The organism is Salmonella sp. A1325 (genome assembly GCF_056991255.1).
This window is the reverse complement of the sequence record NZ_JAMLWO010000002.1, coordinates 530,942-557,363: the sequence shown is the minus strand read 5'-3', so window position 1 is coordinate 557,363 and position 26,422 is coordinate 530,942. Positions and strand designations below refer to the sequence as shown.

At 52.8% G+C, this 26,422-nt stretch carries 26 protein-coding genes; 7 read left to right on the top strand and 19 right to left on the bottom strand.

From position 1 onward, the window contains the following. Nucleotides 1-3: 3 nt before the first annotated feature. The 3 genes from tdcG to NAZ64_RS06610 all read left to right on the top strand — a co-directional run bounded on the left by tdcG (nt 4) and on the right by NAZ64_RS06610 (nt 4,351). The gene (gene tdcG, locus NAZ64_RS06620; RefSeq protein WP_000622071.1) at nt 4-1,368 is read left to right on the top strand and encodes an L-serine ammonia-lyase; all 1,365 of its coding nucleotides are present in this window, start codon (nt 4-6) and stop codon (nt 1,366-1,368) included. A gap of 315 nt (nt 1,369-1,683) precedes the next feature. Beyond that, a complete protein-coding gene (locus NAZ64_RS06615) occupies nt 1,684-3,015 on the top strand; it encodes an SLC5/6 family protein (protein ID WP_000443189.1) in 1,332 nt (443 codons plus the stop codon). Between the two features lie 25 nt (nt 3,016-3,040). Continuing rightward, nucleotides 3,041-4,351, top strand: coding sequence for an L-cysteine desulfidase family protein (locus NAZ64_RS06610; protein ID WP_000463080.1), 1,311 nt, complete (start codon nt 3,041-3,043; stop codon nt 4,349-4,351). A gap of 112 nt (nt 4,352-4,463) precedes the next feature. Here NAZ64_RS06610 and NAZ64_RS06605 read toward each other — a convergent pair whose 3' ends face one another. Both NAZ64_RS06605 and NAZ64_RS06600 read right to left on the bottom strand, forming a co-directional pair. Next, complete coding sequence (locus tag NAZ64_RS06605) at nt 4,464-4,628, bottom strand: hypothetical protein (RefSeq protein ID WP_000039327.1); 165 nt, start codon at nt 4,626-4,628, stop codon at nt 4,464-4,466. 23 nt (nt 4,629-4,651) lie between these two features. Beyond that, nucleotides 4,652-5,353 (bottom strand): pirin family protein, encoded by a 702-nt coding sequence (locus NAZ64_RS06600; RefSeq protein ID WP_000633552.1) that lies wholly within the window; start codon nt 5,351-5,353, stop codon nt 4,652-4,654. Between the two features lie 104 nt (nt 5,354-5,457). Between NAZ64_RS06600 and yhaJ the strand changes: the two genes are divergently transcribed. Further along, the gene (gene yhaJ, locus NAZ64_RS06595) at nt 5,458-6,354 is read left to right on the top strand and encodes a DNA-binding transcriptional regulator YhaJ (protein ID WP_001041026.1); all 897 of its coding nucleotides are present in this window, start codon (nt 5,458-5,460) and stop codon (nt 6,352-6,354) included. Between the two features lie 38 nt (nt 6,355-6,392). Here the strand turns inward: yhaJ and NAZ64_RS06590 are convergent, their stop codons facing one another. The 14 genes from NAZ64_RS06590 to NAZ64_RS06525 form a co-directional block, all read right to left on the bottom strand. Continuing rightward, nucleotides 6,393-6,758 carry a DUF805 domain-containing protein gene (locus NAZ64_RS06590; protein WP_000384139.1) on the bottom strand — a complete coding sequence of 122 codons (366 nt, stop codon included), beginning with the start codon at nt 6,756-6,758 and terminating at the stop codon, nt 6,393-6,395. A gap of 123 nt (nt 6,759-6,881) precedes the next feature. After that, complete coding sequence (locus NAZ64_RS06585) at nt 6,882-7,868, bottom strand: glutathione S-transferase family protein (protein ID WP_483640890.1); 987 nt, start codon at nt 7,866-7,868, stop codon at nt 6,882-6,884. 67 nt (nt 7,869-7,935) lie between these two features. Beyond that, nucleotides 7,936-8,328: a DoxX family protein gene (locus NAZ64_RS06580; RefSeq protein ID WP_197400319.1), complete on the bottom strand. Its 393-nt coding sequence runs from the start codon at nt 8,326-8,328 to the stop codon at nt 7,936-7,938. Nucleotides 8,329-8,565: 237 nt separating this feature from the next. Beyond that, entirely contained in the window at nt 8,566-8,865 is a 300-nt protein-coding gene (locus NAZ64_RS06575; RefSeq protein WP_000095496.1) for a YqjK-like family protein, read from the bottom strand. Beyond that, a complete protein-coding gene (locus NAZ64_RS06570; protein ID WP_000785626.1) occupies nt 8,862-9,260 on the bottom strand; it encodes a phage holin family protein in 399 nt (132 codons plus the stop codon). The genes NAZ64_RS06575 and NAZ64_RS06570 overlap by 4 nt, the downstream gene beginning before the upstream one ends. 2 nt (nt 9,261-9,262) lie before the next feature. After that, nucleotides 9,263-9,568: an ElaB/YgaM/YqjD family protein gene (locus tag NAZ64_RS06565; RefSeq protein WP_000031219.1), complete on the bottom strand. Its 306-nt coding sequence runs from the start codon at nt 9,566-9,568 to the stop codon at nt 9,263-9,265. A gap of 41 nt (nt 9,569-9,609) precedes the next feature. Then, nucleotides 9,610-9,978 (bottom strand): DUF1090 domain-containing protein, encoded by a 369-nt coding sequence (locus NAZ64_RS06560; protein ID WP_115285653.1) that lies wholly within the window; start codon nt 9,976-9,978, stop codon nt 9,610-9,612. Between the two features lie 144 nt (nt 9,979-10,122). After that, entirely contained in the window at nt 10,123-10,506 is a 384-nt protein-coding gene (gene mzrA / locus NAZ64_RS06555; protein WP_000917516.1) for an EnvZ/OmpR regulon moderator MzrA, read from the bottom strand. Nucleotides 10,507-10,509: 3 nt separating this feature from the next. Next, nucleotides 10,510-11,172 carry a DedA family general envelope maintenance protein YqjA gene (yqjA, locus tag NAZ64_RS06550; protein WP_000422141.1) on the bottom strand — a complete coding sequence of 221 codons (663 nt, stop codon included), beginning with the start codon at nt 11,170-11,172 and terminating at the stop codon, nt 10,510-10,512. 449 nt (nt 11,173-11,621) lie between these two features. Continuing rightward, on the bottom strand, nt 11,622-12,866 hold the full coding sequence (gene sstT / locus NAZ64_RS06545; RefSeq protein WP_000235363.1) for a serine/threonine transporter SstT: 1,245 nt from the start codon (nt 12,864-12,866) through the stop codon (nt 11,622-11,624). 254 nt (nt 12,867-13,120) lie between these two features. After that, nucleotides 13,121-14,089, bottom strand: coding sequence for a TerC family protein (locus NAZ64_RS06540; RefSeq protein WP_001098833.1), 969 nt, complete (start codon nt 14,087-14,089; stop codon nt 13,121-13,123). Nucleotides 14,090-14,358: 269 nt separating this feature from the next. Continuing rightward, nucleotides 14,359-15,357: a Gfo/Idh/MocA family protein gene (locus NAZ64_RS06535; protein ID WP_220569616.1), complete on the bottom strand. Its 999-nt coding sequence runs from the start codon at nt 15,355-15,357 to the stop codon at nt 14,359-14,361. Between the two features lie 88 nt (nt 15,358-15,445). Then, on the bottom strand, nt 15,446-16,138 hold the full coding sequence (locus NAZ64_RS06530) for a SanA/YdcF family protein (protein WP_023217466.1): 693 nt from the start codon (nt 16,136-16,138) through the stop codon (nt 15,446-15,448). A 151-nt stretch (nt 16,139-16,289) separates the two neighbouring features. Continuing rightward, complete coding sequence (locus NAZ64_RS06525) at nt 16,290-16,787, bottom strand: M48 metallopeptidase family protein (RefSeq protein ID WP_000202969.1); 498 nt, start codon at nt 16,785-16,787, stop codon at nt 16,290-16,292. Nucleotides 16,788-16,872: 85 nt separating this feature from the next. On the opposite strand from NAZ64_RS06525, the gene rlmG reads away from it, so the two are divergent. Next, entirely contained in the window at nt 16,873-18,009 is a 1,137-nt protein-coding gene (gene rlmG, locus NAZ64_RS06520; protein WP_000019989.1) for a 23S rRNA (guanine(1835)-N(2))-methyltransferase RlmG, read from the top strand. An 80-nt stretch (nt 18,010-18,089) separates the two neighbouring features. On the opposite strand, the gene NAZ64_RS06515 is transcribed toward rlmG, so the two are convergent. Then, nucleotides 18,090-20,108, bottom strand: coding sequence for an NADPH-dependent 2,4-dienoyl-CoA reductase (locus tag NAZ64_RS06515; protein WP_024797472.1), 2,019 nt, complete (start codon nt 20,106-20,108; stop codon nt 18,090-18,092). A 170-nt stretch (nt 20,109-20,278) separates the two neighbouring features. Next, nucleotides 20,279-21,658 (bottom strand): putrescine aminotransferase, encoded by a 1,380-nt coding sequence (ygjG, locus tag NAZ64_RS06510; protein ID WP_072100844.1) that lies wholly within the window; start codon nt 21,656-21,658, stop codon nt 20,279-20,281. Nucleotides 21,659-22,087: 429 nt separating this feature from the next. Between ygjG and NAZ64_RS06505 the strand changes: the two genes are divergently transcribed. After that, nucleotides 22,088-23,608, top strand: coding sequence for a methyl-accepting chemotaxis protein (locus NAZ64_RS06505; protein ID WP_001582503.1), 1,521 nt, complete (start codon nt 22,088-22,090; stop codon nt 23,606-23,608). Between the two features lie 386 nt (nt 23,609-23,994). Next, nucleotides 23,995-25,560: a methyl-accepting chemotaxis protein gene (locus tag NAZ64_RS06500; RefSeq protein WP_000478471.1), complete on the top strand. Its 1,566-nt coding sequence runs from the start codon at nt 23,995-23,997 to the stop codon at nt 25,558-25,560. Here the strand turns inward: NAZ64_RS06500 and NAZ64_RS06495 are convergent. After that, the gene (locus NAZ64_RS06495) at nt 25,557-26,204 is read right to left on the bottom strand and encodes a PadR family transcriptional regulator (RefSeq protein WP_000983434.1); all 648 of its coding nucleotides are present in this window, start codon (nt 26,202-26,204) and stop codon (nt 25,557-25,559) included. The two genes, NAZ64_RS06500 and NAZ64_RS06495, sit on opposite strands and share 4 nt — an antisense overlap. Nucleotides 26,205-26,422: the final 218 nt, after the last annotated feature.

Genomic DNA, 26,422 nt, shown 5'->3' with positions numbered 1-26,422 from the left:
GATATGATTAGCGCATTTGATATTTTTAAGATTGGCATTGGACCTTCAAGCTCCCATACCGTAGGGCCAATGAATGCAGGAAAATGTTTTATCGATCGGCTGATCGACAGCGGCGACCTGCCGCGAACGACGCGCATCACGGTTGATCTTTACGGATCGCTATCGCTGACGGGCAAAGGCCACGCGACCGATACTGCCATCATTATGGGCCTGGCAGGCAATACGCCGCAGGATGTCAATATTGATAGCATTCCGGCGTTTATCCAGGAGGTTGCCCGCAGCAGCCGTTTATCGGTGGCGGGTGGCGCGCATGTGGTGGATTTTCCCGTCGCCGACAGTATTCTCTTTCACGCTGAAACCCTGGCGCGCCATGAAAACGGTATGCGAATTACCGCCTGGCACGGGCAAACGCCGCTTTTACACAAAACGTATTACTCTATTGGCGGCGGCTTTATTGTCGAAGAGGAACGCTTTGGCCAGTCGCACGACGTAGAAAAATCGGTGCCGTATGATTTTCATTCCGCCAGCGAACTGCTGACGCTGTGTGAAAGACAGGGGCTCTCGGTTTCCGGTCTGATGATGCAAAATGAACTGGCGTTGCGGAGCAAAGAGCAGATTGACGCTGGCTTTGCCCGCATCTGGCAGGTGATGGCGACCGGAATTGAACGTGGCATGAATACTGAGGGCGTGCTGCCGGGGCCGCTGAACGTTCCACGCCGCGCGGTAGCGTTACGGCGTCTGCTGGTCTCCAGCGATAATCTCTCCCGCGATCCGATGAACGTCATCGACTGGATTAACATGTTCGCCCTGGCCGTGAGCGAAGAGAACGCGGCGGGCGGGCGAGTGGTCACCGCGCCGACCAACGGCGCGTGCGGCATTATTCCTGCGGTGCTGGCCTATTACGACAAATTCCGCCGTCCGGTCAATGCCAACTCTATCGCCCGCTATCTGCTGTCGGCGGGGGCGATTGGCATGCTGTACAAGATGAACGCCTCGATATCCGGCGCGGAAGTGGGGTGTCAGGGCGAGGTTGGCGTCGCGTGTTCGATGGCGGCGGCGGGGCTGACAGAACTGCTGGGCGGCAGCCCGGCGCAGGTCTGTATTGCGGCGGAAATTGCGATGGAGCATAACCTTGGCCTCACCTGTGACCCGGTGGCGGGTCAGGTACAAATCCCTTGTATTGAACGTAATGCGATTAACGCCGTTAAAGCGGTAAATGCGGCGCGAATGGCGCTACGCCGTACCTCTGAGCCGCGGGTTTCGCTCGATAAAGTGATCGAAACCATGTACGAAACGGGTAAAGACATGAACGACAAATATCGCGAGACGTCGCGCGGCGGTCTGGCGATTAAAGTCGTTTGTGGATAGGCCCGACAGGCGCAGAGTGAGCAGGCTATGGGATAACGCAGAAGACAGAAGCTGAGAAAAGGGCGCACCAATGTGCGCCCTTTTTTGTTGTGATGTGCGTCAAATAGAGAAAATAACAACATTAAACCAATAGTAAATAGAAAAGAATTCTTAACCCACAAGAAATGCAGGTGTTTTATTGGTAAGTTTTTCTCTTATCGTGCGCGTATGATTTTCTTATTACAAGAAAGTACCTGCACCTCACGTTCTGCATATCGCCTTGCTGCGGCACGAAAAATAAAAAAAACCTCTACCTACACATTGAGCGAGAATTTTATGGAATCGGCTAGTAATACCAGCGTAATCCTCGACGCATCAGCCCCGGCGCGTCGGGCAGGGATGACAGAAAGCGAATGGCGTGAAGCCATCAAATTTGATAGTACCGACACCGGTTGGGTCATTATGAGTATCGGGATGGCGATCGGCGCAGGAATCGTTTTTCTTCCTGTCCAGGTTGGCCTGATGGGACTTTGGGTCTTTTTACTCTCTTCTATTATTGGCTATCCGGCCATGTACCTGTTCCAGCGGCTGTTTATTAATACGCTGGCGGAATCCCCGGAATGTAAAGACTACCCCAGCGTGATCAGCGGCTATCTGGGCAAAAACTGGGGTATTTTATTAGGCGCGCTGTACTTTGTAATGCTCGTCATCTGGATGTTCGTCTATTCTACGGCGATTACTAACGACAGCGCCTCTTATCTGCATACTTTCGGCGTAACGGAAGGATTACTTTCCGATAGTCCGTTTTATGGTCTGGTGCTGATCTGCATCCTGGTGGCGATTTCCTCACGCGGTGAAAAATTACTGTTCAAAATTTCCACCGGCATGGTGCTGACCAAGCTACTGGTAGTAGCGGCGCTGGGCGTCTCCATGGTGGGTATGTGGCATCTGTATAACATTGGCGCGCTGCCGCCGATGGCCCTGCTGATTAAAAACGCCATTATTACCCTGCCATTTACGCTGACCTCGATTTTATTTATCCAGACGTTAAGCCCAATGGTGATCTCTTACCGTTCACGCGAAAAATCTATTGAGGTCGCACGCCATAAAGCGCTGCGCGCCATGAATATCGCGTTTGGCGTCCTGTTCGTTACCGTATTTTTCTATGCGGTTTCCTTCACCCTGGCGATGGGGCATGACGAAGCGGTGAAAGCCTACGAGCAGAATATTTCCGCCCTGGCGATCGCCGCGCAGTTTATTAGCGGCGATGGCGCTGGCTGGGTCAAAGTGGTTAGCGTAATTCTGAACATCTTTGCCGTCATGACCGCCTTCTTTGGCGTTTACTTAGGATTCCGCGAAGCGACGCAAGGCATTGTGATGAATATCCTGCGCCGCAAAATGCCCGCCGAGAAGATTAAGGAAAATCTGGTACAGCGCGGCATTATGATTTTCGCTATTTTGCTGGCCTGGAGCGCCATTGTGCTCAACGCGCCGGTACTGAGCTTCACCTCTATTTGTAGCCCTATCTTCGGTATGGTGGGCTGTTTAATTCCGGCATGGTTGGTCTACAAGGTTCCCGCATTGCACAAATATAAAGGCGCTTCGTTGTACCTGATTATTATTACCGGTCTGCTGCTATGCGTTTCTCCGTTCCTGGCATTCTCTTGATATACCTGAGATTAAGGTTGTTGTTATGTTTGAATCTAAAATAAATCCATTGTGGCAAAGTTTTATCCTGGCCGTACAGGAAGAAGTAAAACCGGCGCTGGGGTGTACTGAGCCAATTTCACTGGCGCTGGCAGCAGCGGCGGCGGCGGCTGAACTTGACGGCACAGTTGAACGCATTGACGCGTGGGTTTCGCCTAATCTGATGAAAAATGGTATGGGCGTTACCGTTCCAGGAACGGGAATGGTAGGGCTACCGATCGCCGCGGCGCTGGGCGCGTTGGGCGGTGATGCGAAAGCCGGGTTGGAGGTGTTAAAAGACGCTTCCGCTAAAGCCGTTGCCAATGCAAAAGCGATGCTGGCCGCCGGACATGTCGCAGTGATGTTGCAGGAGCCATGTAACGATATCCTGTTTTCACGGGCGAAAGTGTATAGCGGCGATAGCTGGGCATGTGTCACGATCGTCGGCGATCATACAAACATTGTGCGGATAGAAACCGACAAGGGCGTGGTATTTACCCAGGCCGATAATGCGCAGGAAGAAGAAAAAACCTCGCCGCTGGGAGTGCTGTCTCATACCTCGCTGGAAGAGATCCTGGCGTTTGTGAATGCGGTGCCCTTTGACGCTATCCGCTTTATTCTCGATGCGGCCAGGCTAAACGGCGCGTTGTCGCAGGAGGGACTGCGTGGTTCCTGGGGGCTGCATATCGGTTCGACGCTGGCCAAACAGTGCGATCGCGGTCTGCTGGCGAAAGATCTCTCCACGGCGATTTTGATCCGTACCAGCGCGGCGTCAGACGCCAGAATGGGCGGTGCCACGTTGCCCGCGATGAGCAACTCCGGCTCCGGCAACCAGGGGATTACCGCCACGGTGCCAGTCATGGTGGTTGCTGAACATGTCGGTGCCGATGACGAGCGCCTGGCGCGCGCGCTAATGTTATCGCATTTGAGCGCTATCTATATTCACCATCAGCTTCCGCGTTTGTCGGCTCTGTGCGCGGCAACCACGGCGGCGATGGGCGCGGCGGCGGGTATGGCGTGGCTGATAGATGGTCGTTATGACACTATCGCAATGGCTATCAGCAGTATGATCGGCGATGTCAGCGGGATGATTTGCGATGGCGCGTCGAATAGCTGCGCGATGAAAGTCTCTACCAGCGCGTCGGCGGCGTGGAAAGCCGTACTGATGGCGTTGGATGATACGGCGGTGACCGGAAACGAAGGGATTGTGGCGCACAATGTCGAACAATCTATTTCGAATTTGTGTTCGCTGGCGTGTCGCTCAATGCAGCAGACAGACAAGCAGATCATCGAGATTATGGCCAGTAAAGCGCATTAATAATAACGCCCCGGCATGTCGTTGGGGCAGCGTGTTGCCCGATGGCGCTGCGCTTATCGGGTCTACCTGTTATCAGCCGGAGCGGGCGCTTGCGCCGCCATCCGGCATGATTTCAGGCTGCGGCCTCTTCTTCTGCCAGCCGGGCTTCGGCGTCCGCCACGATGGCTTCCAGTTCGGTTAGCATCTCTTCATAGCCCAGCGGCACAGTGGCGCTCATCGTCTCCTGTACGGCAGGTTTTACCACGGGCTGACGTTTCTTCGCCGATTTTTTGCTCATCTTGCGACTCCTTTTCTGGCTGGCTACACCGGTAAATCTACCAGTAATGCGCGCAGCGGCGTATCGGCAACCAGCGTAATGTTAGGTTCATCACGAATAAATGCGCCATCCCCGCAGGTTAACGCCTCGCGTTCTTCGTTGTGCGTCATCGCGTGGAACGTACCGTGAATCGACTGCAAATAGGCGCGCGGCCCGTGAAGCTGGAAATTAAGCGATTCGCCTTTCTCCAGCGTAATATGATGTACCCAGACCTGTTGGCGCAGTTGTAAGCTGTTTTGCTCACCGTCGGGCGAGGCAAGAAGCTGTTGTTGCGCCGTCGAGAGTGGGATTTTTTGTACCAGCGCGTTTTCCCGTTCAGGACAGGCGTCAAGCCACAGTTGCATTCGGGTTAACGGCTTAACTTTGCTGAGATTATGTTCGCTGTAGCTAATGCCCGGCTGCGCGGCGAGCAGTAACGCTTCGCCCGCTTTAGCCTGTACATGGTTGCCGTCGCTGTCGCGGTATTCCGCTTCGCCGTCCAGAATCAGGTTTAAAATATCCACCTTTGGATAAGTTCGAGGCTGAAAAGAGGCGCCCGGCGCCAGCACTTCCTGGTTCAGTACGCGCAACGACGCGTAGCCCAGCAGTGTAGGGTCGAAGTAGTGTCCAAAGGAGAAGGTATAGCGGGCCTGTAGCCATCCGTAGTCTGCCTGTCCACATTGTTTGGCGGTTCGGGTCGTAATCATCGTTATTAACCTCTCTTTACTTCCTTTTATGTTAAGGGGCTGGACGCTGCATTGTTAGCCAGATATTCTGCCCGGTATGTTCAAATTTCCTGAATGAGAACGTTATGGCTAAAGAGAGAGCGCTGACGCTTGAAGCATTGCGTGTGATGGACGCCATTGACCGCCGGGGCAGTTTTGCCGCAGCGGCTGATGAGTTGGGGCGGGTGCCCTCCGCGCTCAGTTACACCATGCAGAAGCTGGAAGAAGAGTTGGACGTTGTACTGTTCGATCGCTCCGGCCATCGTACAAAATTCACCAACGTCGGGCGTATGCTGCTGGAACGCGGGCGGGTATTGCTGGAAGCGGCAGACAAGTTAACGACGGATGCTGAAGCGTTGGCCCGCGGTTGGGAAACGCATCTGACGCTGGTCACTGAAGCTCTGGTACCGACGCCTGCTTTTTTTCCGCTGATCGACCGGCTGGCCGCTAAAGCCAATACGCAGCTTTCATTGATTACCGAAGTACTGGCTGGCGCATGGGAGCGGCTTGAGCAGGGACGGGCGGATATTGTTATCGCCCCGGATATGCATTTTCGATCGTCGTCGGAAATTAACTCCCGTAAGTTGTATACGTTAATGAATGTGTATGTCGCCGCGCCTGACCATCCTATTCATCAGGAGCCGGAGCCGCTTTCGGAAGTGACGCGGGTTAAATACCGCGGCGTAGCGGTAGCGGATACCGCGCGCGAGCGGCCGGTATTAACGGTGCAACTGCTGGATAAGCAGCCACGTCTGACGGTAAGCACGATTGAAGATAAACGTCAGGCGCTGCTGGCCGGGCTTGGCGTCGCGACCATGCCATATTCGATGGTGGAACAGGATATTGCCGAAGGGCGGCTACGCGTGGTCAGCCCGGAATCGACCAGCGAAATCGATATTATTATGGCCTGGCGGCGCGACAGTATGGGGGAGGCAAAAGCCTGGTGCCTGCGGGAAATACCGAAGCTATTCGCCGGAAAATAAATAGCGCGCGGCGCTTTAAAAGCGGCGCCGCGCCGCCATCAGGAAAAACGTTTCGGATCGGGGCCGAAGCGGTTGTCGCCCGGCGTACCATTCTGGCAGTTGAACGCGATGATGATAAGCCAGCCGATAATGGGGATAAGTAGCAACAGTAGCCACCATGCGGAGCGGTCAGTGTCATGCAGACGACGGAACTGCACGGCCCACCACGGTAAAAAGATCAGAACGCCGTAAATGGTGGTCAGAACGCCTTCACCCCCGGCGCGTTGCCAGCCAAGCATGGCGTCCAGCAGGCCCAACACAAAGGTAAAGATGATATTGACCAGAATAAACATCCAGTACTCTTTGCGTCGCGCGCGGCCGCCAAATCCCAGATAATTTTTTAAAACCTTTAAATACCAATCCATTTTCGCCTCAATAATGGTTCAATCACTTGTTTTTAAAGTAATCAAACTAAGAATAGCCGCGAATGAAATGTTGGTAAATATTTGTGGTATTTATTAATAAGGCGTCCCGGAGGACGCTTGAAATTAGCCAAAGCGTACGTCGCGCCCGTGAGGTTCGAGCAGATCCTGCCACGGTCCGATGGAAATGATACCCGTGGGGTTAATCGTTTTATGGCTACGGAAATAGTGGTAACGAATATGGTCCATATTAACGGTTTCAGCAATGCCCGGTATTTGATAGATATCGCGCAGGAAACCGTACAGATTCAGGTAGTCGCTGATTCGGTATTTGTCGCATTTGAAATGAGTCACGTAAACCGGATCAAAGCGTACCAGGGTCGTCCATAAGCGGATATCCGCCTCGGTCAACTGGTCGCCCGTCAGATAGCGGTGCTGTCCGAGAATCTGTTCCAGGCGCGCCAGCGCAGTAAATACCTTTTCTACCGCTTCATCATACGCTTGCTGGCTGGTGGCGAAGCCTGCTTTATAAACGCCGTTATTAACGTTGTCATAAATCCAGCCGTTTAACTCGTCAATTTTGCTTTGCAGCGCGGGGGGATAGTAATCCCCGGCTTTAGCGCCCAGCCCATCGAAGGCGGAGTTAAACATACGAATGATTTCGGCGGACTCGTTGCTGACGATAGTATGATTTTTTTTATCCCATAAGACCGGTACGGTGACGCGGCCGCTGTAGTGTGGATCGGCGTGCAGATACAACTGGTAGAGAAATTCATGCTGATAGAGGGTATCGCCGGTGGCCGCCGGAAAAGTATCATCAAACGTCCAGCCGTTTTCCAGCATCAATGGATTCACGACGGAAACCGGAATAAACGGCTCCAGACCTTTCAGTTTACGGAAAATGAGCGTGCGATGCGCCCAGGGGCAGGCAAGGGAAACGTACAGATGGTAACGATCTTTTTCTGCGGCGAATCCGCCTTCGCCGGAAGGTCCGGGCGCGCCGTCAGCGGTAAGCCAGTTGCGGAAAGCCGACGCTGAACGCTGAAATTTCCCCCCGGAAGATTTGGTGTCATACCAGGTGTCGTGCCAGACGCCATCGATCAGTTGTCCCATGTCTCTCTCCTTCAGATGACAAAAGCGAGGCGCTATTCCCTCGCTTTTTTAATTGAGTATAGATTGCTTACCACTTTTTATTCAGCAGACGGTCAAGGCTGAACGCGCCAGGCCCGGTTAACGCCAGTAATAAGAATCCGCCGGCAATGGTCAGGTTTTTCATAAACATCAGCGAGTTTACACCTTCTGCAAAATTGCTATGGAAGATCAATGCCGTCAGCAACGTAAAACCAGCGGTAAAAATCGCAGTGGTGCGGGTGAGGAACCCCAGCAGAATCGCCAGACCGCCGCCGAACTCAAGCAGTATGGTGAGCGGCAGCAGGAATCCTGGTACGCCCATCGCTTCCATATACTGCTGTGTGCCCGCATAGCCGCTAATTTTTCCCCATCCTGCGGTAATAAACAGAACTGGCATTAAAATACGCGCTATCAGTACACCAACATCTTCTAATTTTTTCATTTTATTCTCCAGGAGGCCGATTCGGCTGCTGCTTCTATTTTCATGAGCAATGACGCGGTTTGGCGCGTCATTGTTATCGCTGGAGAGAATCATAAACGTGGCGTGCAGGAATTGTTAGCAAGGAAAATTGCCAAATTTTTTCAAAAAATTTGAGTGATTGCTAAAGAGACGATATGCATAAAAGTATCGCGCCACCAGGTGATAACCTGATGGCGCGATGCTATAAAAGAAAAGATATTAACCGCGGAGCTGTTGTTGACGGAGGGTAGTTTTTACCAGGCGCCAGGCGCTCCAGATACCCAGGCCGCGTTTCGCCCAGCGTACCAACATATTAGGATGACGGATGGTCCAGATGGCCATTACGCTGCTACCGACCAGCGCCCAGGAGCGCAGGCTTAACACCGTATTCCAGCCGCGATCGTACGCGCCGGTGGTCTCCAGCCAGTCGCGACGGCTGGCGGACAGATCCAGCCGTTGCTGCTGGATCTGACTGAGAAGCAGCGCTTTACGTTTCTCGCGTTCGCCTTTGCTGCTCACGACTGATCGTCCTCCAGAATTTGCCGATCGTTAGCCAGTTCGTGCCGCGTATGGCGCAATAGCGTGGACTGACGCGCTTTGCGCAAAGTCCAGATGCCGCCGATTAGCGCAAGCACTAACAGCACAACTGTGGTAGCGATCATCGCGTTCAAACGGTACTGAGGATCGATAGCCCAGATGACCAGAACCATCAGGCTCATTAAGCCAAACGCCGCGAAGAGCATGGTAAGACCTACCATCAGCAAAAGCTGAAAGAGGTTCGCCTTCTCTTCTTCCAGTTCTACTACCGCCAGTCGCAGCCGGGTTTCCACCATCTCAACGATAATGGTGACAATCCGCTGCCCGATACCCAGTACGCTTTTGCCTGGTCCTTGTGCCTGTCGAGAGTCCGCCATAATTAACGACGCGTCAGCAGTACGCCCAACACCAGACCGACAGCGGCGCCAATGCCTACGCCTGTCCAGGGATTTTCGCGCACATAATCATCGGCGCGGGCGGCGGCGACGCGAGTCTGTTTGGCAATCACATCACCCGTTTCGCCCAGGCGGTAACGGCTCTCTTTCAGCGCGCGCTCGGCTTTGCTACGAATCTTACTCAACTCTTCTTTCGACTTTTCGCCCGAAGAGCTCAGCACTTCTTCAAGCGTATCGGTCAGGGATTTCAACTCAGCGCGCAGATGTTCCGTAGTGTTATCTTTCGACATAGTTTTCTCCAGGTGAGTGAGTATTTACATTCGGCGTTAATTTAGTAGTCTCTGGCCTCAAGTTTTTTTAGCTCATCCTGAGCCTCGGCCAGCTTACGTTCACGTTTGTCTATTTTATCCGCATCGCCTTTTGCTTTTGCCTCGGCTAAATCACGTTGGCGTTCGGCTACCTCTTCTTCTTGCTCAGCGATCTTTTTCTGATGCTCGGCGCGCAGCTTGCTGTCAGTACAATTGGCGCGTACTTCGCTGAGCGCCTTGTTCAGACCCTCAATACGGCGCTGATTGTTGTGCTTTTCAGCGTAGCTAATTTCCTTTTGTATATCCTGCTCTTTTTCCTGACAAAGCGAATTAGCGTAGCTACCGGCGCTAAGTGTAAAAAGCGTGATAGCCAAAGCGATGCGGTATTTCATTCCTGAACTTTCCCTTATGTTCGGACCCGTTGTCCGGGGCGGTGATCCCGATAATAACGCGGTGGGTTAAACACCGCTTTATTAATCATAGTCATTAAACAATGAAATCACCAAAGTGAGTGATATGATTCGGATTCCTGGAGATTAGCCAAAGCGGTGTGAGCTTTCCCGTAAGCGGGACAGCCACTGTACCGTTTCGTTGTCATCGTCCTGCTGAGCGACGACATAACCGTGTGGTAACGTTTGATCAAGCACTGTTTTTGCTGCGGCGCTTTGCGCAGGGGAATCGAAGGTAATGAGCAACATGTCATTTTTAGGCGTAATGCTTTTAAAATGAATGCCGTTCGCATCCAGATGATGCAGAACTGAGAAGCCGTCTGGCATACTGGCGCCCTGGTTAACCGCGCGAATGGCTAGCGTCGACTCTTGCTGACGCAGCGTTGACCACGTCATCATGAGTATGGTCAGCATCAGTAGAAAAGCGCTGATCCAAATGAGTTGTCGGGCAGTTATGCGTGGTTTAAGCATAAGTTATCCCCGGCTCCCATACTTCTTTTTCCACAGCATGACCAGTGAACCCGCCAGGCCAAAAAAGAGCAGCACCACGGGCAGCAGCATCAGGCATGACATTAGCTGATCTTCATACTTCATAAAGACGGGCGTTTTGCCCAGCAGATAGCCCAGCGACGTCAGGATAAGCACCCACAACAAGCCGCTCATCCAGTTGAAGAACTGAAAGCGCGCGTTATTCAGGCCGGATATGCCGGCAATGGTGGGCAGCAGTGTTCTGACAAACGCGATAAAACGGCCTATCAATAATGCCGACAGGCCGTGTTTATGGAAAAGGTGATGGGCGCGTTGATGATAATGTGCGGGGAGATGAGAGAGCCAGTTTTGCACGGTGCGGGTATTCCCCAGCCAGCGGCCCTGAATATAGCTCACCCAGCAACCCAGGCTGGCCGCGACGGTAAGCAGCAAAATGGTTTGTGGAAAACCCATCGCGCCTTTGGCGATCAGCACGCCGACCAGGATCAACAGGCTGTCGCCAGGCAAAAAGGCGGCAGGGAGCAGCCCATTTTCCAGAAACAAAATCATAAATAACACAAAATATAACATGCCAATCATGGAAGGATTGGCCAGTGTTTCAAAGTCCTGAGCCCACAGGGCATTCAGCAATTGAGTCAGTAGTTCCATTCAGTATTCCTGGAGAATCGGTTAACGTCACGCCGGTGATCTGAGGTTTGCACTGCCGCAACAGAGTTGGAGTTTTTATCAGCGTTGCGGAAACGGCAAATTCGCGGCCTGAACTATTCCTTGTTAAGTTGTGAAGTAAGCAAGCACTAACACACAAAAATTCAAAATGCATCTAATTGTAACAAAGGTCAACGAAGTCCGTTATAGAAATTACGCGTCGTTGAGCTTTGATTTTGCTTATCGCAAGGGAGGGTGGCGAGAGGATTTACACAGGCTGACACTTTATACTTTACGCTGACCGAGCGCCGCGGCAGACGCCATCTATATATAACGTTACGCGAGGATGTTGCGTGTGGATATAAATTCGCTTTACGTCACAGCCTACGGATTGGGAGATTCAGATCTATCGTTACGCCGGATGGCATACGCCATCCGGCATCAATAATCACTTAGCTACGCAAGGCGTTATTCGCCAGACGTTCGTCCTCTGCCTGGCAGGCTGCCGCAGTGAACAGAACATCGGTAGATGAGTTCAGCGCCGTTTCACACGAATCCTGCAATACGCCGATAATAAAGCCGACCGCTACTACCTGCATCGCGATATCGTTCGGGATGCCAAACATGTTGCACGCCAGCGGGATCAGCAGCAATGAACCGCCTGCCACGCCGGAGGCGCCGCAAGCACACAGCGAGGCCACCACGCTCAGCAGCAGCGCTGTAGGCAGATCCACCGGGACGCCTAACGTATGAACTGCCGCCAACGTCAGAACCGTAATGGTAATTGCCGCGCCGGCCATATTGATGGTGGCGCCCAGCGGAATGGAAACGGAGTAAGTATCCCTGTCCAGATTCAGTTTTTCGCACAGCGCCATATTCACTGGAATATTGGCGGCAGAGCTGCGGGTAAAGAAGGCATAAACGCCGCTTTCACGCAGGCAGGCGAACACCAGCGGATAAGGGTTGCGACGAATTTTCCAGAATACCAACAGCGGGTTGACCACCAGCGCGACCAGCAGCATACAGCCAATCAAGACGACCAGCAGGTGCGCATAGCCCCACAGGGTGGAGAAGCCGGTGGTTGCAAGCGTTGATGAAACCAGACCAAAAATACCGACTGGCGCGAAACGGATCACCAGTTTCACCATAAAGGTCACGGCGTTAGACATATCGTTCACGAGGTTTTTGGTGGTTTCATTGCCATGACGCAGGGCAAATCCCAGACCGACGGCCCACACCAGAATCCCGATATAGTTAGCGTTCAGCAGCGCGTCGATGGGGTTCGACACCATGCTCATCAGCAGACCGCGCAGGACTTCTACAATGCCGGACGGCGGCACGATATCCTGGGCGCTACTGGACAGATGCAGCGTTGAAGGGAAGGCGAAGCTGAACACAACGGCCGCCAGCGCGGCTGAAAAGGTGCCTAGCAGGTAAAGAAAGAGAATAGGGCGAATATTGGTTTTTTGACCGTGCTGGTGGTTGGCGATCGAGGCCATGACCAGCATCAGCACCAGAACGGGGGCGACCGCTTTTAAGGCGCCGACGAACAGGGTGCCAAGCAAGCCAACCGCTTCTGCCGCAGGCTTAGAAATCCATGCCAGTAAAATCCCCAGTACCAGACCCACTAAAATTTGTTTAACCAGACTGCCTTGCGCTAAACGCTGCAGTAGCCCTGATGCTCGTTGCGTAGCCATTTCATGTTCCTTGTATTGTGTTGCTGGTCATCCCCTGCACGCTCTTACGGCGCATCTTTCAGGATGTAACAAAGTGTTTGCCTGGTTGAGTATAAGGAAAGTTGAAGGTTCGGGAAGCGAAATATCCTGGATTTTTTGCTGTGATCATGTTTTATAACTTTATATTAACAGTATTGTGACATGTTAAACAAAAACGCCCGGCAGGTGTGCGCTGCCGGGCGTTTTTGACGGGGCAGGTTTACCCCGATAAAAGATTATTGCGCTCGTAGTTTCTTATCGCGCTGATGGTTAACCCAGGCGTTAATCACCAGCGTAATGGTCAGAATGCCAAACACTACGCCCAGCGAAATCGCGATAGGAATATGGTAGAAGTCGACGATCAGCATCTTAATGCCGATAAAGACCAGAATGACCGCCAGACCATATTTCAGCATCGAGAAACGTTCCGCCACGCCGGACAGCAGGAAGTACATCGCGCGCAGTCCTAAGATGGCAAACAGGTTAGAGGTCAGTACGATGAACGGGTCGGTGGTGACCGCAAAGATCGCCGGAATACTGTCAACGGCGAAGATCACATCGCTGAACTCAACCATAATCAGCACCAGCAGCAGCGGCGTGGCATACAGCAGGCCGTTTTTACGTACGAAAAAGTGCTCGTTCTCGATCGTATCGGTCATGCGCAGATGCCCGCGCAGCCAACGCACCATCGGTTTTTCGCCAATGCCGGATTCGTCTTCCTTCGCCAGCGCCATTTTTACGCCGGTAAACAGCAGGAAGGCACCGAACACATACAGCAGCCATTCGAACTGAGTGATAAGCCAGGTACCGGCGAAAATCATGATAGTACGCAACACGATCGCGCCAAGAACCCCATACACCAGCACCCGGCGTTGCAGAGCCGGAGGGACGGAGAAATAGCTAAACAGCATCAGCCAGACAAAGACGTTATCTACGGCCAGCGACTTTTCAATCAGATAGCCGGTAAGGAACGCCAATGCCTGCGGGTCAGCAACTTCGCGCCCTTGCGTTTCAGCCAGATACCACCAGAAAGCAGCGTTAAACAGTAGCGAGAGCGTTACCCACAGGATTGACCATCCTGCTGCTTGTTTCATCGACATCGCATGTGCGCCACGGCGTCCCTGCAACAACAGGTCGATGGATAGCATTATCACCACAACAACCGCGAATCCACCCCATAATAATGGCGTACCAACAGTATTCATTATTTCTCCCTATGCAAAAAAAAACGGCTAACGCCGAATGGCATTAGCCGCTGCTTTTATGCATAGACCTTGCCATTCGGCAAGGTCTCACTTACAACAATAAAGGAATACGCTGACGCATTCCTTTATGGCTGCCCGGTGACCGGATGTGGTTTTGCACACATCGTAATGACGATCGACCGGCAATGAAGTTACTCCCCTTTGCGCGTAACAAAGTATGACAGGCCACGCGTAGAGTCAATGACCTGTAACATATGATTTACATAATTTTACGCAGTAAGGGGATGGGTCAGATCGTCCGCCGGGAAGATGATCCCGGTTTGACGGCGTATTTCTGTCAGCCATTTTGCCGTGGCGCGACTTAGCGACAACCCCGGATGTTCCACGGCGTGGTTTTCAATAAGCTGGGCAAACGCCCCGGCTTCATACAGCATGGTATTAATATGCTGAGGCTGGGTCAGATCCTGCATCAGCGCGCCGCGCGGCGCAAAACACACTTTCTGGCATTCCGACAGCTTTTCAATGACCAGCGATCCCCTCTCGCCCTGAATTTCACTGGCCAGTACCGAGTCGCTGACTTTGGAATGCTGTAGCGTGACGCTAAAATCGCCGTAATCCATAACCACGACGCCGTGCGCATCTACTCCGCTTTCCAACAAATTCGCCGACGCCTGAACGCTGCGCGGCTCGCCCCATAGCGCGATCGCCGACGCCAGACAGTAATACCCGATATCCATAATCGAACCATTGGAGAAGGCCGGATTAAACGTATTCGGATTTTCACCGTTCAGATAGCGCTGATAACGTGAAGAGTACTGGCAGTAATTTAGGAATGCTTTATGCATTCTGCCGATTTTCGGCAACGATTCCCGCAGCAGCAGGAAATTGGGCAGGCAGGCGGTTTTAAAGGCTTCAAACAGTACCCGCTGGTTATCGCGCGCGCAGGCGATAGCGGCATCAACCTCCGCCAGGTTAGAAGCCAGCGGCTTTTCGCACATGACATGTTTTTTATGCTGCAAAAAGCGCTGTGTCTGGGAGAAATGCAGGGAGTTCGGGCTGGCGATATAAACCGCCTCTATCGCGTCGCTTTGCGCCATCGCTTCCAGCGAGGTAAACAGATGCTCGACGGGATAATCATTTGCGAAAGACTGCGCCTGTTCAAGACTACGGGAGTAAACGGCGGCGAGCCTGAATTTGCCGGTTTCATGGGCGGCGTCGACAAACTGGCGCGTGATCCAGTTAGTCCCAATTACAGCGAAACGTATCATAAACGTCAGCGGACTCCAGAAAGGGATTTTTCGTCAATGTAGCACGCCTTTCCGCCCTTGCCAGTGCGCTGCGACGCACTCTGGCATTTTACTGGCGAGAAGGGCACCCGTGTGCGCTATCAGCCCCAATAGTGACGCCAGCGCCCAGATATTTAGGCTGACGGTGCAAAATTTTGGCATCCAGCACCGCGCTAACCCGCGCCAGCTTTTCCCGAAGTCGTGTGTAGGTTCCGTGCCTTTTATTCAGATCCGGCGCGTTAACGCCGATAGCGTCAATGCCATATTGTTGCGCTAGCCAGATCGCCCGTTGATTATGGAATGCTTGCGAGATAATCGTAATGCGGCTTTCGCCAAACACTTTCCGGGCGCGAACTACGGAGTCCAGCGTGGAGAATCCGGCATAATCACAAAAAATGGCCGCTTCCGGCACACCTTTCGCTATCAGCGCCTGCTGCATCGCCGAAGGTTCATCGTACTCTTTTTTGCCGTTATCGCCGCTGACTAACAGCCACTTCACTTTACCGGCGTGATACAACGCGGCGGCAGTATTAATCCGCCGGGTAAAATACCGATTGCCGGGTTTCGCGCCTAACACCAGCCCGACGTTGCGGGCGGGAACGGTCTGAATATCATTCCATGTCAGATGCTGTGAGGCGTTGACGATAAGCCAGTTGGAATAGAAAAGCGCGACGCCTGCCGCGACAAGCAGAAAACACGCCACTGTTAACGCCCGGGGTGTAAAACAGAGGCGGCGGATAAAACGGGCACATTGTGAGAGCATGGTCGTTGCGCGGTTCCGTTGGCGGTGGATAAAAAATACCCTCTACAGATCGTCATCCTTGACGTGGCGGCAGGCAATGAGCGAAATGTGAACGCGTCGATTTTATGCCCACGCCGTTAAAAAGATACGGGGGAAGGGGCATTTTCAGAATTTATTGTGCCGACAGCGCCTGATGCGTCAGCCACAGGCGCGTATCAAACTCCAGTTGATGGTACTGCGGCTCCATATGGCAGCAGAGCTGATAAAACGCTTTGTTATGATCTTTCTCTTTCAGGTGCGCCAGTTCGTGAACCACAATCATTCGTAAGAATGGCTCCGGGGCGTTGCGAAACACGGTGGCGACGCGGATCTCCGCCTTTGCCTTGAGCTTGCCGCCCTGAACGCGCGAGACAGCGGTATGCAGTCCCAGCGCATTTTTCAGCACATGGATCTTGCTGTCATACATCACTTTATTGATGGGCGGCGCATTGCGCAGAAACTGACTTTTCAGTTCCTGAGTATAGTGATATAGCGCTTTGTCAGTGGCGTAATCATGCGCGCCGGGATAACGTTTTTCCAGCACCGCTCCCAGGCGCTGCTCGGCGATTAAGGTGCGCACCTGGGCAAGGAGATGTTCCGGATACCCCTGAAGGTAAGTTAGTGAGGTCATCAAAGCTCCATGTTGCTGATAAAAAGTGTATACTCACGCACCCTTTTCAGGGATAACGCCGCAATTTTACCATTCAGGAGGCCTAATGAGCCACGTAGACGACGGTTTCCGTTCACTGACGCTGAAACGTTTTCCGCAAACGGATGATGTTAACCCGCTTCTGGCGTGGGAGGCGGCCGATGAGTATCTGCTGCAACAGTTGGATGAGACGGAAATTCGCGGCCCGGTGCTGATCCTGAATGATACGTTTGGCGCGCTAAGCTGTGCGCTGGCGGAGCATTCGCCATACAGTATTGGCGATTCGTATTTAAGCGAACTGGGTACGCGAGAGAATTTACGCCATAACGGCATCGCGGAGTCCAGCGTAACGTTTCTCGACAGTACCGCTGACTACCCGCAGGCGCCGGGCGTGGTATTGATTAAGGTACCGAAAACACTGGCGTTGCTGGAACAGCAGTTACGCGCTTTGCGTAAGGTCGTTACGGCGCAAACGCGTATTATCGCCGGCGCGAAAGCGCGTGATATTCATACCTCTACGCTGGAACTGTTTGAAAAAGTGCTGGGCCCAACCACGACGACGCTGGCGTGGAAGAAAGCGCGCCTGATTAACTGTACCTTCAGTCATCCGCAACTGGCCGACGCGCCGCAAACGCTAAGCTGGAAACTGGAAGATACAGGCTGGACGATTCACAACCACGCGAATGTGTTTTCTCGTACCGGATTGGATATCGGCGCGCGCTTCTTTATGCAGCATTTGCCGGAAAACCTCGACGGGGAGATTGTCGATCTCGGCTGCGGCAATGGGGTGATTGGCCTGAGCTTACTGGCGAAAAATCCGCAGGCGAACGTGGTATTTGTCGATGAATCGCCGATGGCGGTAGATTCCAGCCGTTTGAATGTAGAAACGAACCTGCCGGAAGCGTTCGAACGCTGCGAATTTATGATCAACAACGCGCTCTCCGGCGTGGAGCCGTTCCGTTTTAACGCTGTGTTCTGCAACCCGCCGTTCCACCAGAAACATGCGCTGACGGATAATATCGCCTGGGAGATGTTCCATCATGCCCGCCGCTGCCTGAAAATCAACGGCGAACTGTATATTGTGGCGAACCGCCATCTGGACTATTTCCACAAGCTGAAGAAGATTTTCGGTAATTGCGCGACGATAGCAACCAACAATAAGTTTGTTATTTTGAAAGCGGTGAAGCAGGGACGTCGTCGATAAGGCGCTCAAGCGTCATACCGGCCTATAAAACCGGTATGACGGCGTAAGCCCGATAAGCGCAGCGCCATCAGGCAAAGTCGTTAAATATCCAGCGCCAGTCGGGTGCCCTGGGCAATCGCCCGTCGGGCATCCAGCTCCATCGCGACATCGCATCCGCCGATAAGATGTACCGTTTTACCTGCGGCGCGTAACGGGTCCGCCAGCTCGCGGCGGGGTTCTTGTCCGGCGCAGATCACCACATGATCCACTTCCAGCAACTGCGGTTCGCCGCCGATCAAGAGATGTAATCCGTCGTCGTCGATCTTCTGGTAACTGACCGCCGGGATCATCTTCACGCCGCGCGCCAGTAACGTCGCGCGATGGATCCAGCCGGTGGTTTTACCTAACCCTTCGCCCGGCTTGCTGGCTTTGCGTTGCAGCATGACGATTTGCCGTGGACTACGTGCCAGGCGTGGGCCTTCCGGGCGCAGACCGCCTGCCTGTTGCAGGCTGGTATCAATTCCCCATTCCGTACAAAATTCAGCAATATTTTGGCTGGTGGATTCGCCGTGCTGGCTCAGATACATGGCCGTGTCAAAACCGATCCCGCCGCAGCCGATGATCGCCACTCGTTTACCAACCGGCGCCTTATCGCGCAATACCTCCAGGTAGGTCAATGCCTTTGGATGATCAATACCGTCTATCGGCGGGCGTCGCGGTACTATTCCGCAGGCGAGGATCGCTTCGTCAAAGGGCTGAAGATCCTCTGCGTTCACCCGTTGGTTCAGTTTCAGCGTAACGCCAGTAACATCGATCATTCGACGGTAGTAGCGCAGCGTTTCGTAAAACTCCTCTTTACCCGGGATCTGCCTGGCGATAGTAAACTGACCGCCAATTTCACTCTGGGCGTCAAACAGCGTGACATGATGGCCGCGCGACGCGGCGTTAATTGCGAAAGCCAGCCCCGCCGGGCCTGCGCCGACAACGGCCAGATTCTTTTTGCGTATGGCCGGCGCTATCGGCATGTGGGTTTCGTGACAGGCGCGTGGGTTCACCAGACAGGAGGTCACTTTGCCGATGAAGATCCGATCCAGACAGGCCTGATTACAGCCGATACAGGTGTTGATCTCATCTGCGCGTCCGGATTGCGCTTTAGTCAGGAATTCGGCATCGGCAAGGAAGGGACGCGCCATCGACACCATATCGGCATCGCCGCGCGTCAGGATCGTCTCGGCGACCTGCGGATCGTTAATGCGATTGGTCGCGATCAGCGGAACCGACACATGACCTTTGAGTTTCCGCGTCACCCAGCTAAAGGCGCCACGCGGTACTGGCGTGGCGATGGTCGGGATTCGCGCCTCATGCCAGCCAATGCCGGTATTAATTAGGCTTGCGCCTGCGGCTTCAATGGCTTGCGCCAGTTGTACCGTTTCGTCGAACGTGCCGCCATTTTCCACCAGATCGAGCATCGACAGGCGATAGATAATAATAAAGTCGTTCCCTACCCGCTGGCGTACCGCGCGTACTACCTCAACCGCGAAGCGCATACGGCTGGCATAGTCGCCGCCCCATTCGTCATCGCGATGGTTAGTTCGCCGCGTGAGAAATTCATTAATCAGATAGCCCTCTGATCCCATCACCTCTACGCCGTCGTAGCCTGCTTCCCGCGCCAGTTGCGCGCAATGCGCGAAGTCGTCGATTAACTGCAAGATTTCATCATGCGTCAGTTCATGCGGCATAAAGCGGTTGATTGGCGCCTGAATTGCCGACGGCGCGACCAGGTGCGGCTGATAGCTGTAACGTCCGGTGTGCAGAATTTGCAGCGCGATTTTACCGCCTTCCGCATGTACGGCATCGGTCACCACGCGGTGAGGCGTTAACTGGCTGGCATCGTTCAGCATCGCGCCGCCGGTCATCACGACCCCGGAGGGAACGGGCGCAATACCGCCGGTGACGATTAACGCTACGCCGTGTCGCGCGCGCTCGGCATAAAATGCCGCCAGGCGCTCGGCGCCATCAGGATGTTCTTCCAGACCCGTGTGCATCGATCCCATCAGCACGCGGTTTCTGAGAGTAGTAAAGCCCAGATCGAGCGGGGCGAACAGCGATGGGTAGCTCATAAGCGTATCCAGTATGTAAAATTATTGTTATGTGGTCGGATGAGTTACTACTGTAGCCGTCGCGAGGTAAAAGGGAAAAGGGGAATGTGGTGATTGTGATGGGATTCAAAAAAGAGGCTGCGACCCGGGGAAAACAGGCCGGATAAGCATAGCGCCATCCGGCATCGTTTTTAAACCTCTTCAACGCTCACCTGCATCGCCGCCAGCGCATTACGCGCTGATTTCAATACCTGTTCGCACAGTTCAATGGTTAGCGTGAGCGGTGGCTCGATACGAATTGTTTTCGCATTATTCAGCGTACCAGCGACCAGCACGCGTTGACGGAACATCTCACTGGCAAAACGGTAGCCCGTTTCGTTATCGACAAATTCAATGGCCATCAACATACCTTTGCCGCGCGCATCGTGTACCAGATTGGGATATTCACGCGCAAGTTGTCGAAAACCATCCAGGAGCGTATCGCCTTTTTGTTCCGCCTGGGCCGGGAGATTTTGCTCCAGCAGGACGTTAATGGTCGCCAGCGCGGCAGCACAAGCCAGCGGATTACCGCCAAAAGTGGTGGTATGCAGGAAGGGGTTGTCGAACAGAACCGAAAACACCTCTTCAGTCGCGATGGTGGCGCCAACCGGCATCACGCCGCCGCCCAGGGCTTTCGCCAGACACAGAATATCAGGCTGCACATTTTCGTGCTCGCAGGCAAACATCTTGCCGGTACGCCCCATGCCGGTTTGTACTTCATCCAGAATCATCAGCGCACCGAATTCGTCACAGAGCTTACGTACCTCTGTCAGGTATCCCTGCGGCGGCAGGATCACGCCGCCTTCACCCTGAATTGGCTCCAGAATCACGGCTGCTATCTCGTCGCCCGTTTTTTTGCCTTCGCTAAATGCCATGCTCATCGCGTCGATATTGCCAAACGGCACATGGCGGAAGCCCGGCAGTAAAGGCATAAAGGGTCTGCGGAAGGTGGATTTGGCCGTGGCGGAGAGCGCGCCCAATGATTTGCCGTGAAATGCGCCGCTGGTGGCGATAAAGGTAAACTTGCCGCGCGGCGACTGATACGCTTTTGCCAGTTTTAGCGCCGCTTCGACGGATTCGGTGCCGCTGTTACAGAAAAAGCTGTACTTGAGTTTCCCCGGTGTCAGCGCCGCCAGCGTTTTTGCCAGCATCGCCCGCAAGGGATCAAGTAACTCCTGGCTGTGGAGAGGCTGTTTTGCGAGTTGATTCTGGACGGCGGATACCACAACAGGATTACGGTGCCCCACGTTAAAGATGCCAAACCCCCCAAGACAGTCGATAAACTCCTGCCCCTGGGTGTCGACAAGCGTATTCAAACTGCCCGCTTGCCACTCTACGGCTCCGTAATCCCCGCCGGCGGTAACAGATTTCCGGTATTCCAGAAATCCTGGATTTACATGCTCTTTAAAGTAGTCAATGACCTCTCGGTTTAGTGCTTTCATTTCCTCATGGTTTAGCGTTCGCTTCTCGATGAGATTCAGTGCGTGCGCGCTACAGGCCAAAGCCGATGCGCTGGAAGGTAACCTGTTCAAAATGAGCTCCAGAGGGCCGTGTATCACATGATACTGAATTAAGTATTGCAGGGATTAGCGGGGGTCTAAGCCCATAGTGAAAATCGGGATAAACACCAGGAATAATCACATTTACACAACATTTAATGTCATGCGTTAACAATTGGATGCATTTTGAGCAGATCTTGTTTTACGGTTTACGGTGTGTTGCGGTAGCGGCGGCGTGAGAAAAAGGTGAGCCAGGGCAGATTTTAAAGAAAAAGGTTGTCTACGCTAAACAATTTCATAATGAAAATAAGGCGCAGGATGAGGTGAAAATCGTACAAATATTAAGGATTAATCGCAAATTGCGATCCAGAGCAATTTTAACAACTAAAGATAAATAGATTAGCGCCGAAATAACATCTGAGCGAAAAATTAACATCCAGATAACCTGCACAGGACGCTATCATGTCTTCTCATCCCTACGTCAGCCAGCTAAATACCCCGCTGGATGATGATACCACTCTGATGTCTACGACCGACCTGGAAAGCTATATCACTCACGCCAATGACACTTTTGTCCAGGTGAGCGGCTATCAGTTAAACGAGTTACTGGCGCAGCCACATAATCTGGTGCGTCATCCGGATATGCCGAAAGCTGCCTTCGCAGATATGTGGTACACCCTAAAACAGGGCGAACCGTGGAGCGGCATTGTGAAAAACCGGCGTAAAAACGGCGACCATTATTGGGTGCGGGCCAACGCGGTACCGATGATACGTGAAGGGCGTGTGACGGGATATATGTCGATCCGTACCCGCGCCACGGATGATGAGATTGCCGCCGTCGAGCCTTTATATCAGGCGCTAAATGAAGGGCGGTGTAGTAAACGTATTCATAAAGGCCTGGTGGTTCGTCAGGGTTTGCTGGGCAAACTGCCCGCTATGCCTGTTCGCTGGCGAGTGCGTAGCATTATGGGGCTAATGGCCGTAATGCTGGCGTTGGCGCTGTTCGGTACGGATGCGTCATGGCAGGCGTTGCTGTTGGGCGCGTTGGCGATGCTGGCAGGTACGGCGCTATTGGAATGGCAAATTGTGCGTCCCATTGAAAATGTGGCGACGCAGGCGCTGAAAGTGGCGACCGGCGAACGCAACAGCGTACAACATCTTAATCGTAGCGATGAGTTGGGGCTGACGCTGAGGGCCGTAGGGCAGCTTGGCTTGATGTGCCGCTGGCTGATCAATGACGTATCAAGTCAGGTTTCCAGCGTCAGAAACGGCAGTGAAAGGCTGGCGAAGGGTAATAATGATCTGAACGAACACACCCGTCAGACCGTGGAGAATGTTCAGGAAACGGTAACGACCATGAATCAGATGGCGGAGTCCGTGAAGCTCAACTCCGAGACGGCTTCCGCTGCGGATAAGCTTTCCATGGCGGCCAGTAGCGCGGCGACTCAGGGAGGTGAGGCGATGGATACGGTGATTAAAACGATGGATGATATCGCTCACAGTACGCAACGTATCGGGACGATCACCACGCTAATTAACGATATCGCTTTTCAGACGAATATCCTGGCGCTGAATGCGGCGGTAGAAGCGGCGAGAGCGGGCGAGCAGGGGAAAGGGTTTGCCGTGGTTGCTGGCGAGGTACGCCATCTTGCCAGCCGCAGCGCTAACGCGGCGAACGATATTCGTAAATTAATTGATGCCAGCGCAACAAAGGTGCAGTCAGGCTCCGAGCAGGTTCACGCCGCAGGCCGTACCATGGATGACATTGTAGCCCAGGTGCAAAATGTCACCCTGCTTATCGCACGTATCAGTCAGTCGACGCAGGAACAGACAGATGGGCTTTCCAGCCTGACTCGCGCCGTGGACGAGTTGAACCGCATAACCCAGAAAAATGCGGCGCTGGTGGAAGAAAGCGCACAAGTCTCCGCAATGGTAAAACACCGTGCCAGCCGGCTGGAGGATGCGGTCACGGTACTGCATTAAGTTTACTTGTAGGTAGCAACGGTAATGACATCCGCCCGGTAGCAACAAGCTTACCGGGCGGATGCGCTCTGATAGAAGGCGGTGCCTGCCATCATAGAGAGTATCAGTGGCCTGTGATGTTAAAAATAATGTGATATTTATTCCTTCTTCCTGCCTACCTATTAATAGGTATAAGCTCAGTTGATAAATAAGAAATGGTTAACCTTTTAGCGTATTTCTTTCATTATTAGTGCCAATTTATGTCACTTTTGGTTCATCTTTCTGTGAACAATAAATATTATTTACTAATAATGTTCCGAAATAAAAAGCGATCAATATCATAAAGTTAGTAACATTATTGCCGATAAATCTTCCTGTATGAGGATATGCAATCCCAGGGAGAAAATATGTTTTTGCATAACATTAAAATACGTTCAAAATTATTTATGGCCTTTGGCTTATTCATTGTTCTCATGGTGGTCAGTTCCGCTCTGTCTTTGTTTAGCCTTGATCGGGCTAATACGGGTATGCAGAACATTATTACCAATGATTATCCCACCACGGTGAAAGCCAATCTGTTAATCGATAATTTTAATGATTTCATCATCGCGCAGCAGCTCATGCTACTGGATGAGGAGGGGCGCTGGAGCCAGAGTTCGCAGAAAGAGCTGGATGAAATAAGCCAGCGTATTACGGCGCTACTGGATGAGCTTTCCAGCAATCGTCACGATGCGGCTTCGCAGAAAATCATTACCGAGATCCGTGAAGCGCGCCAGCAATACCTGGAGTCCAGATTCCGTATTTTGCAAGATATTCAAAGCCATAATCGTCAGGCGGCCATTCAGGAGATGATGACCAGAACGGTGCAGGTGCAAAAGGTCTATAAGGATAAAGTTCAGGAGCTTATCGCTGTTCAGGACGCGCAAATGCACAACGCGGGCGTGCAGGTCGAAGGAGATTTTAAAACTAACCGGACGCTGTTAATTACCCTGGCGCTGATAAGCATCGCCGCCGGATGCGTAATGGGATGGTATATCGTACGTTCCATTACCCGACCGCTTGATGACGCGGTACGCTTTGCCGAGGCGATTGCCGATGGCGATCTGACTCGTCATATCACCACCGATTATAAAGATGAAACAGGCGTACTACTGCAAGCGTTAATGGCGATGAAAACGCGTCTGCTGGATATCGTACAGGAAGTGCAAAACGGTTCGGAGAGTATCTCCACGGCGGCGGCGCAAATTGTCGCCGGTAACCAGGATTTGGCGGCGCGTACGGAAGAGCAGGCCAGCTCGGTTGAAGAAACGGCGGCGTCGATGGAACAGATTACCGCCACGGTTAAAAACACAGCCGATCATACCAGTGAAGCGACCAAACTCTCTGCCGGCGCCGCCAGCGTGGTGAAAAACAATGGAGAGATGATGAATCAAGTGACGCAGAAAATGCGCGTCATTAACGATACGGCAAATCGTATGTCAGATATCATCAATATCATTGATTCCATTGCCTTTCAGACCAATATCCTGGCGCTGAACGCGGCGGTTGAAGCGGCGCGCGCGGGCGAACATGGACGTGGTTTTGCCGTTGTCGCCGGAGAGGTTCGCCAGTTGGCGCAAAAGAGCGCCTCGTCAGCCAGTGAAATCCGTAATTTGATTGAAGATTCAACCAGTCAGACTCAGGAAGGGATGCACCTGGTGGAGAAAGCCAGCGCTCTGATTAATGGCATGGTGGATAACGTCGAAGAGATGGATGTGATATTACGTGAGATTGGGCAGGCCAGCCGTGAGCAAACTGACGGTATTTCGCAGATTAACAGCGCGATTGGCCTGATTGACGCCGCCACGCAACAAAACTCCTGCCTTGTGGAAGAGTCTGTTGCCGCCGCGGCGTCGCTGAACGAACAGGCGTTACATTTAAAAGAGCTGGTTAATGTGTTCCGCGTCCGCGAAGAGGACACGCAGCCCGCTTAATCCAGTTCGGCGATTTCCAGCGCCGCGCGATCAATCACGCCGATAATGCGTTTGATTTGCGCGTCGTTGATATCGCTGTGGTTTATCCGCAGATCCAGCACGGCCTTGAAGTTATCCAGCGCCCGCTTCATCTGCGGATTTTTACGTAACTCCATGCCCACACAACGGGCTTTTAGCCGCGCCTGAATATGCGTCAGGTGTTCGCGATTTTCATCAAGCCATTGCGCGCCGTTCGCGGTAATCGCGATTTTTTTCCGCCCGCCTTCTTCGTCGCTAATTGTGATAAATTGCTGATCCTGTAAAAAATCCAGCGTAGGGTAGATCACGCCAGCGCTTGGCGTATAGCCGCCCCCCGTCAGGTTTTCTATCGCTTTAATCAGTTCATAGCCGTGGCTGGCGTCCCGGGTCAGGATATCAAGAATGACCAGCCGAAGTTCCCCGTGGCCAAAAAATCGCTGACGTCGACCACCGCCCTGTCCATGACGACCACAGCCGTGTCCGTGACGGTGTTCGCCGCCGCAACTGGCGTTCTCATGCTGATGCGCGCTATGGCAGCCTTCATGCTGATGTTCTCGATCTTTACAGCAGCCGTCGTGCTTATGATCCCGGTTTTTGCAACACCCTTCATGTTGATTTTGCATCATTGCCTCCTGTTTATTTAGATATATCTAATTTATATCTAAATGATGGGTTTTAGCAAGGGTAAAAGCCATTTTTGCGATAATCTATTAATTTATAACATTTTATTCTAAGGTTATAGTTGGCGACGCGTTGCCAGAACACTATCAAAAAACAGTTGCATTTTTACTGATTAACAATCATTATCATTTAAAACTTTAATTTAGATATATCGTATTACTTC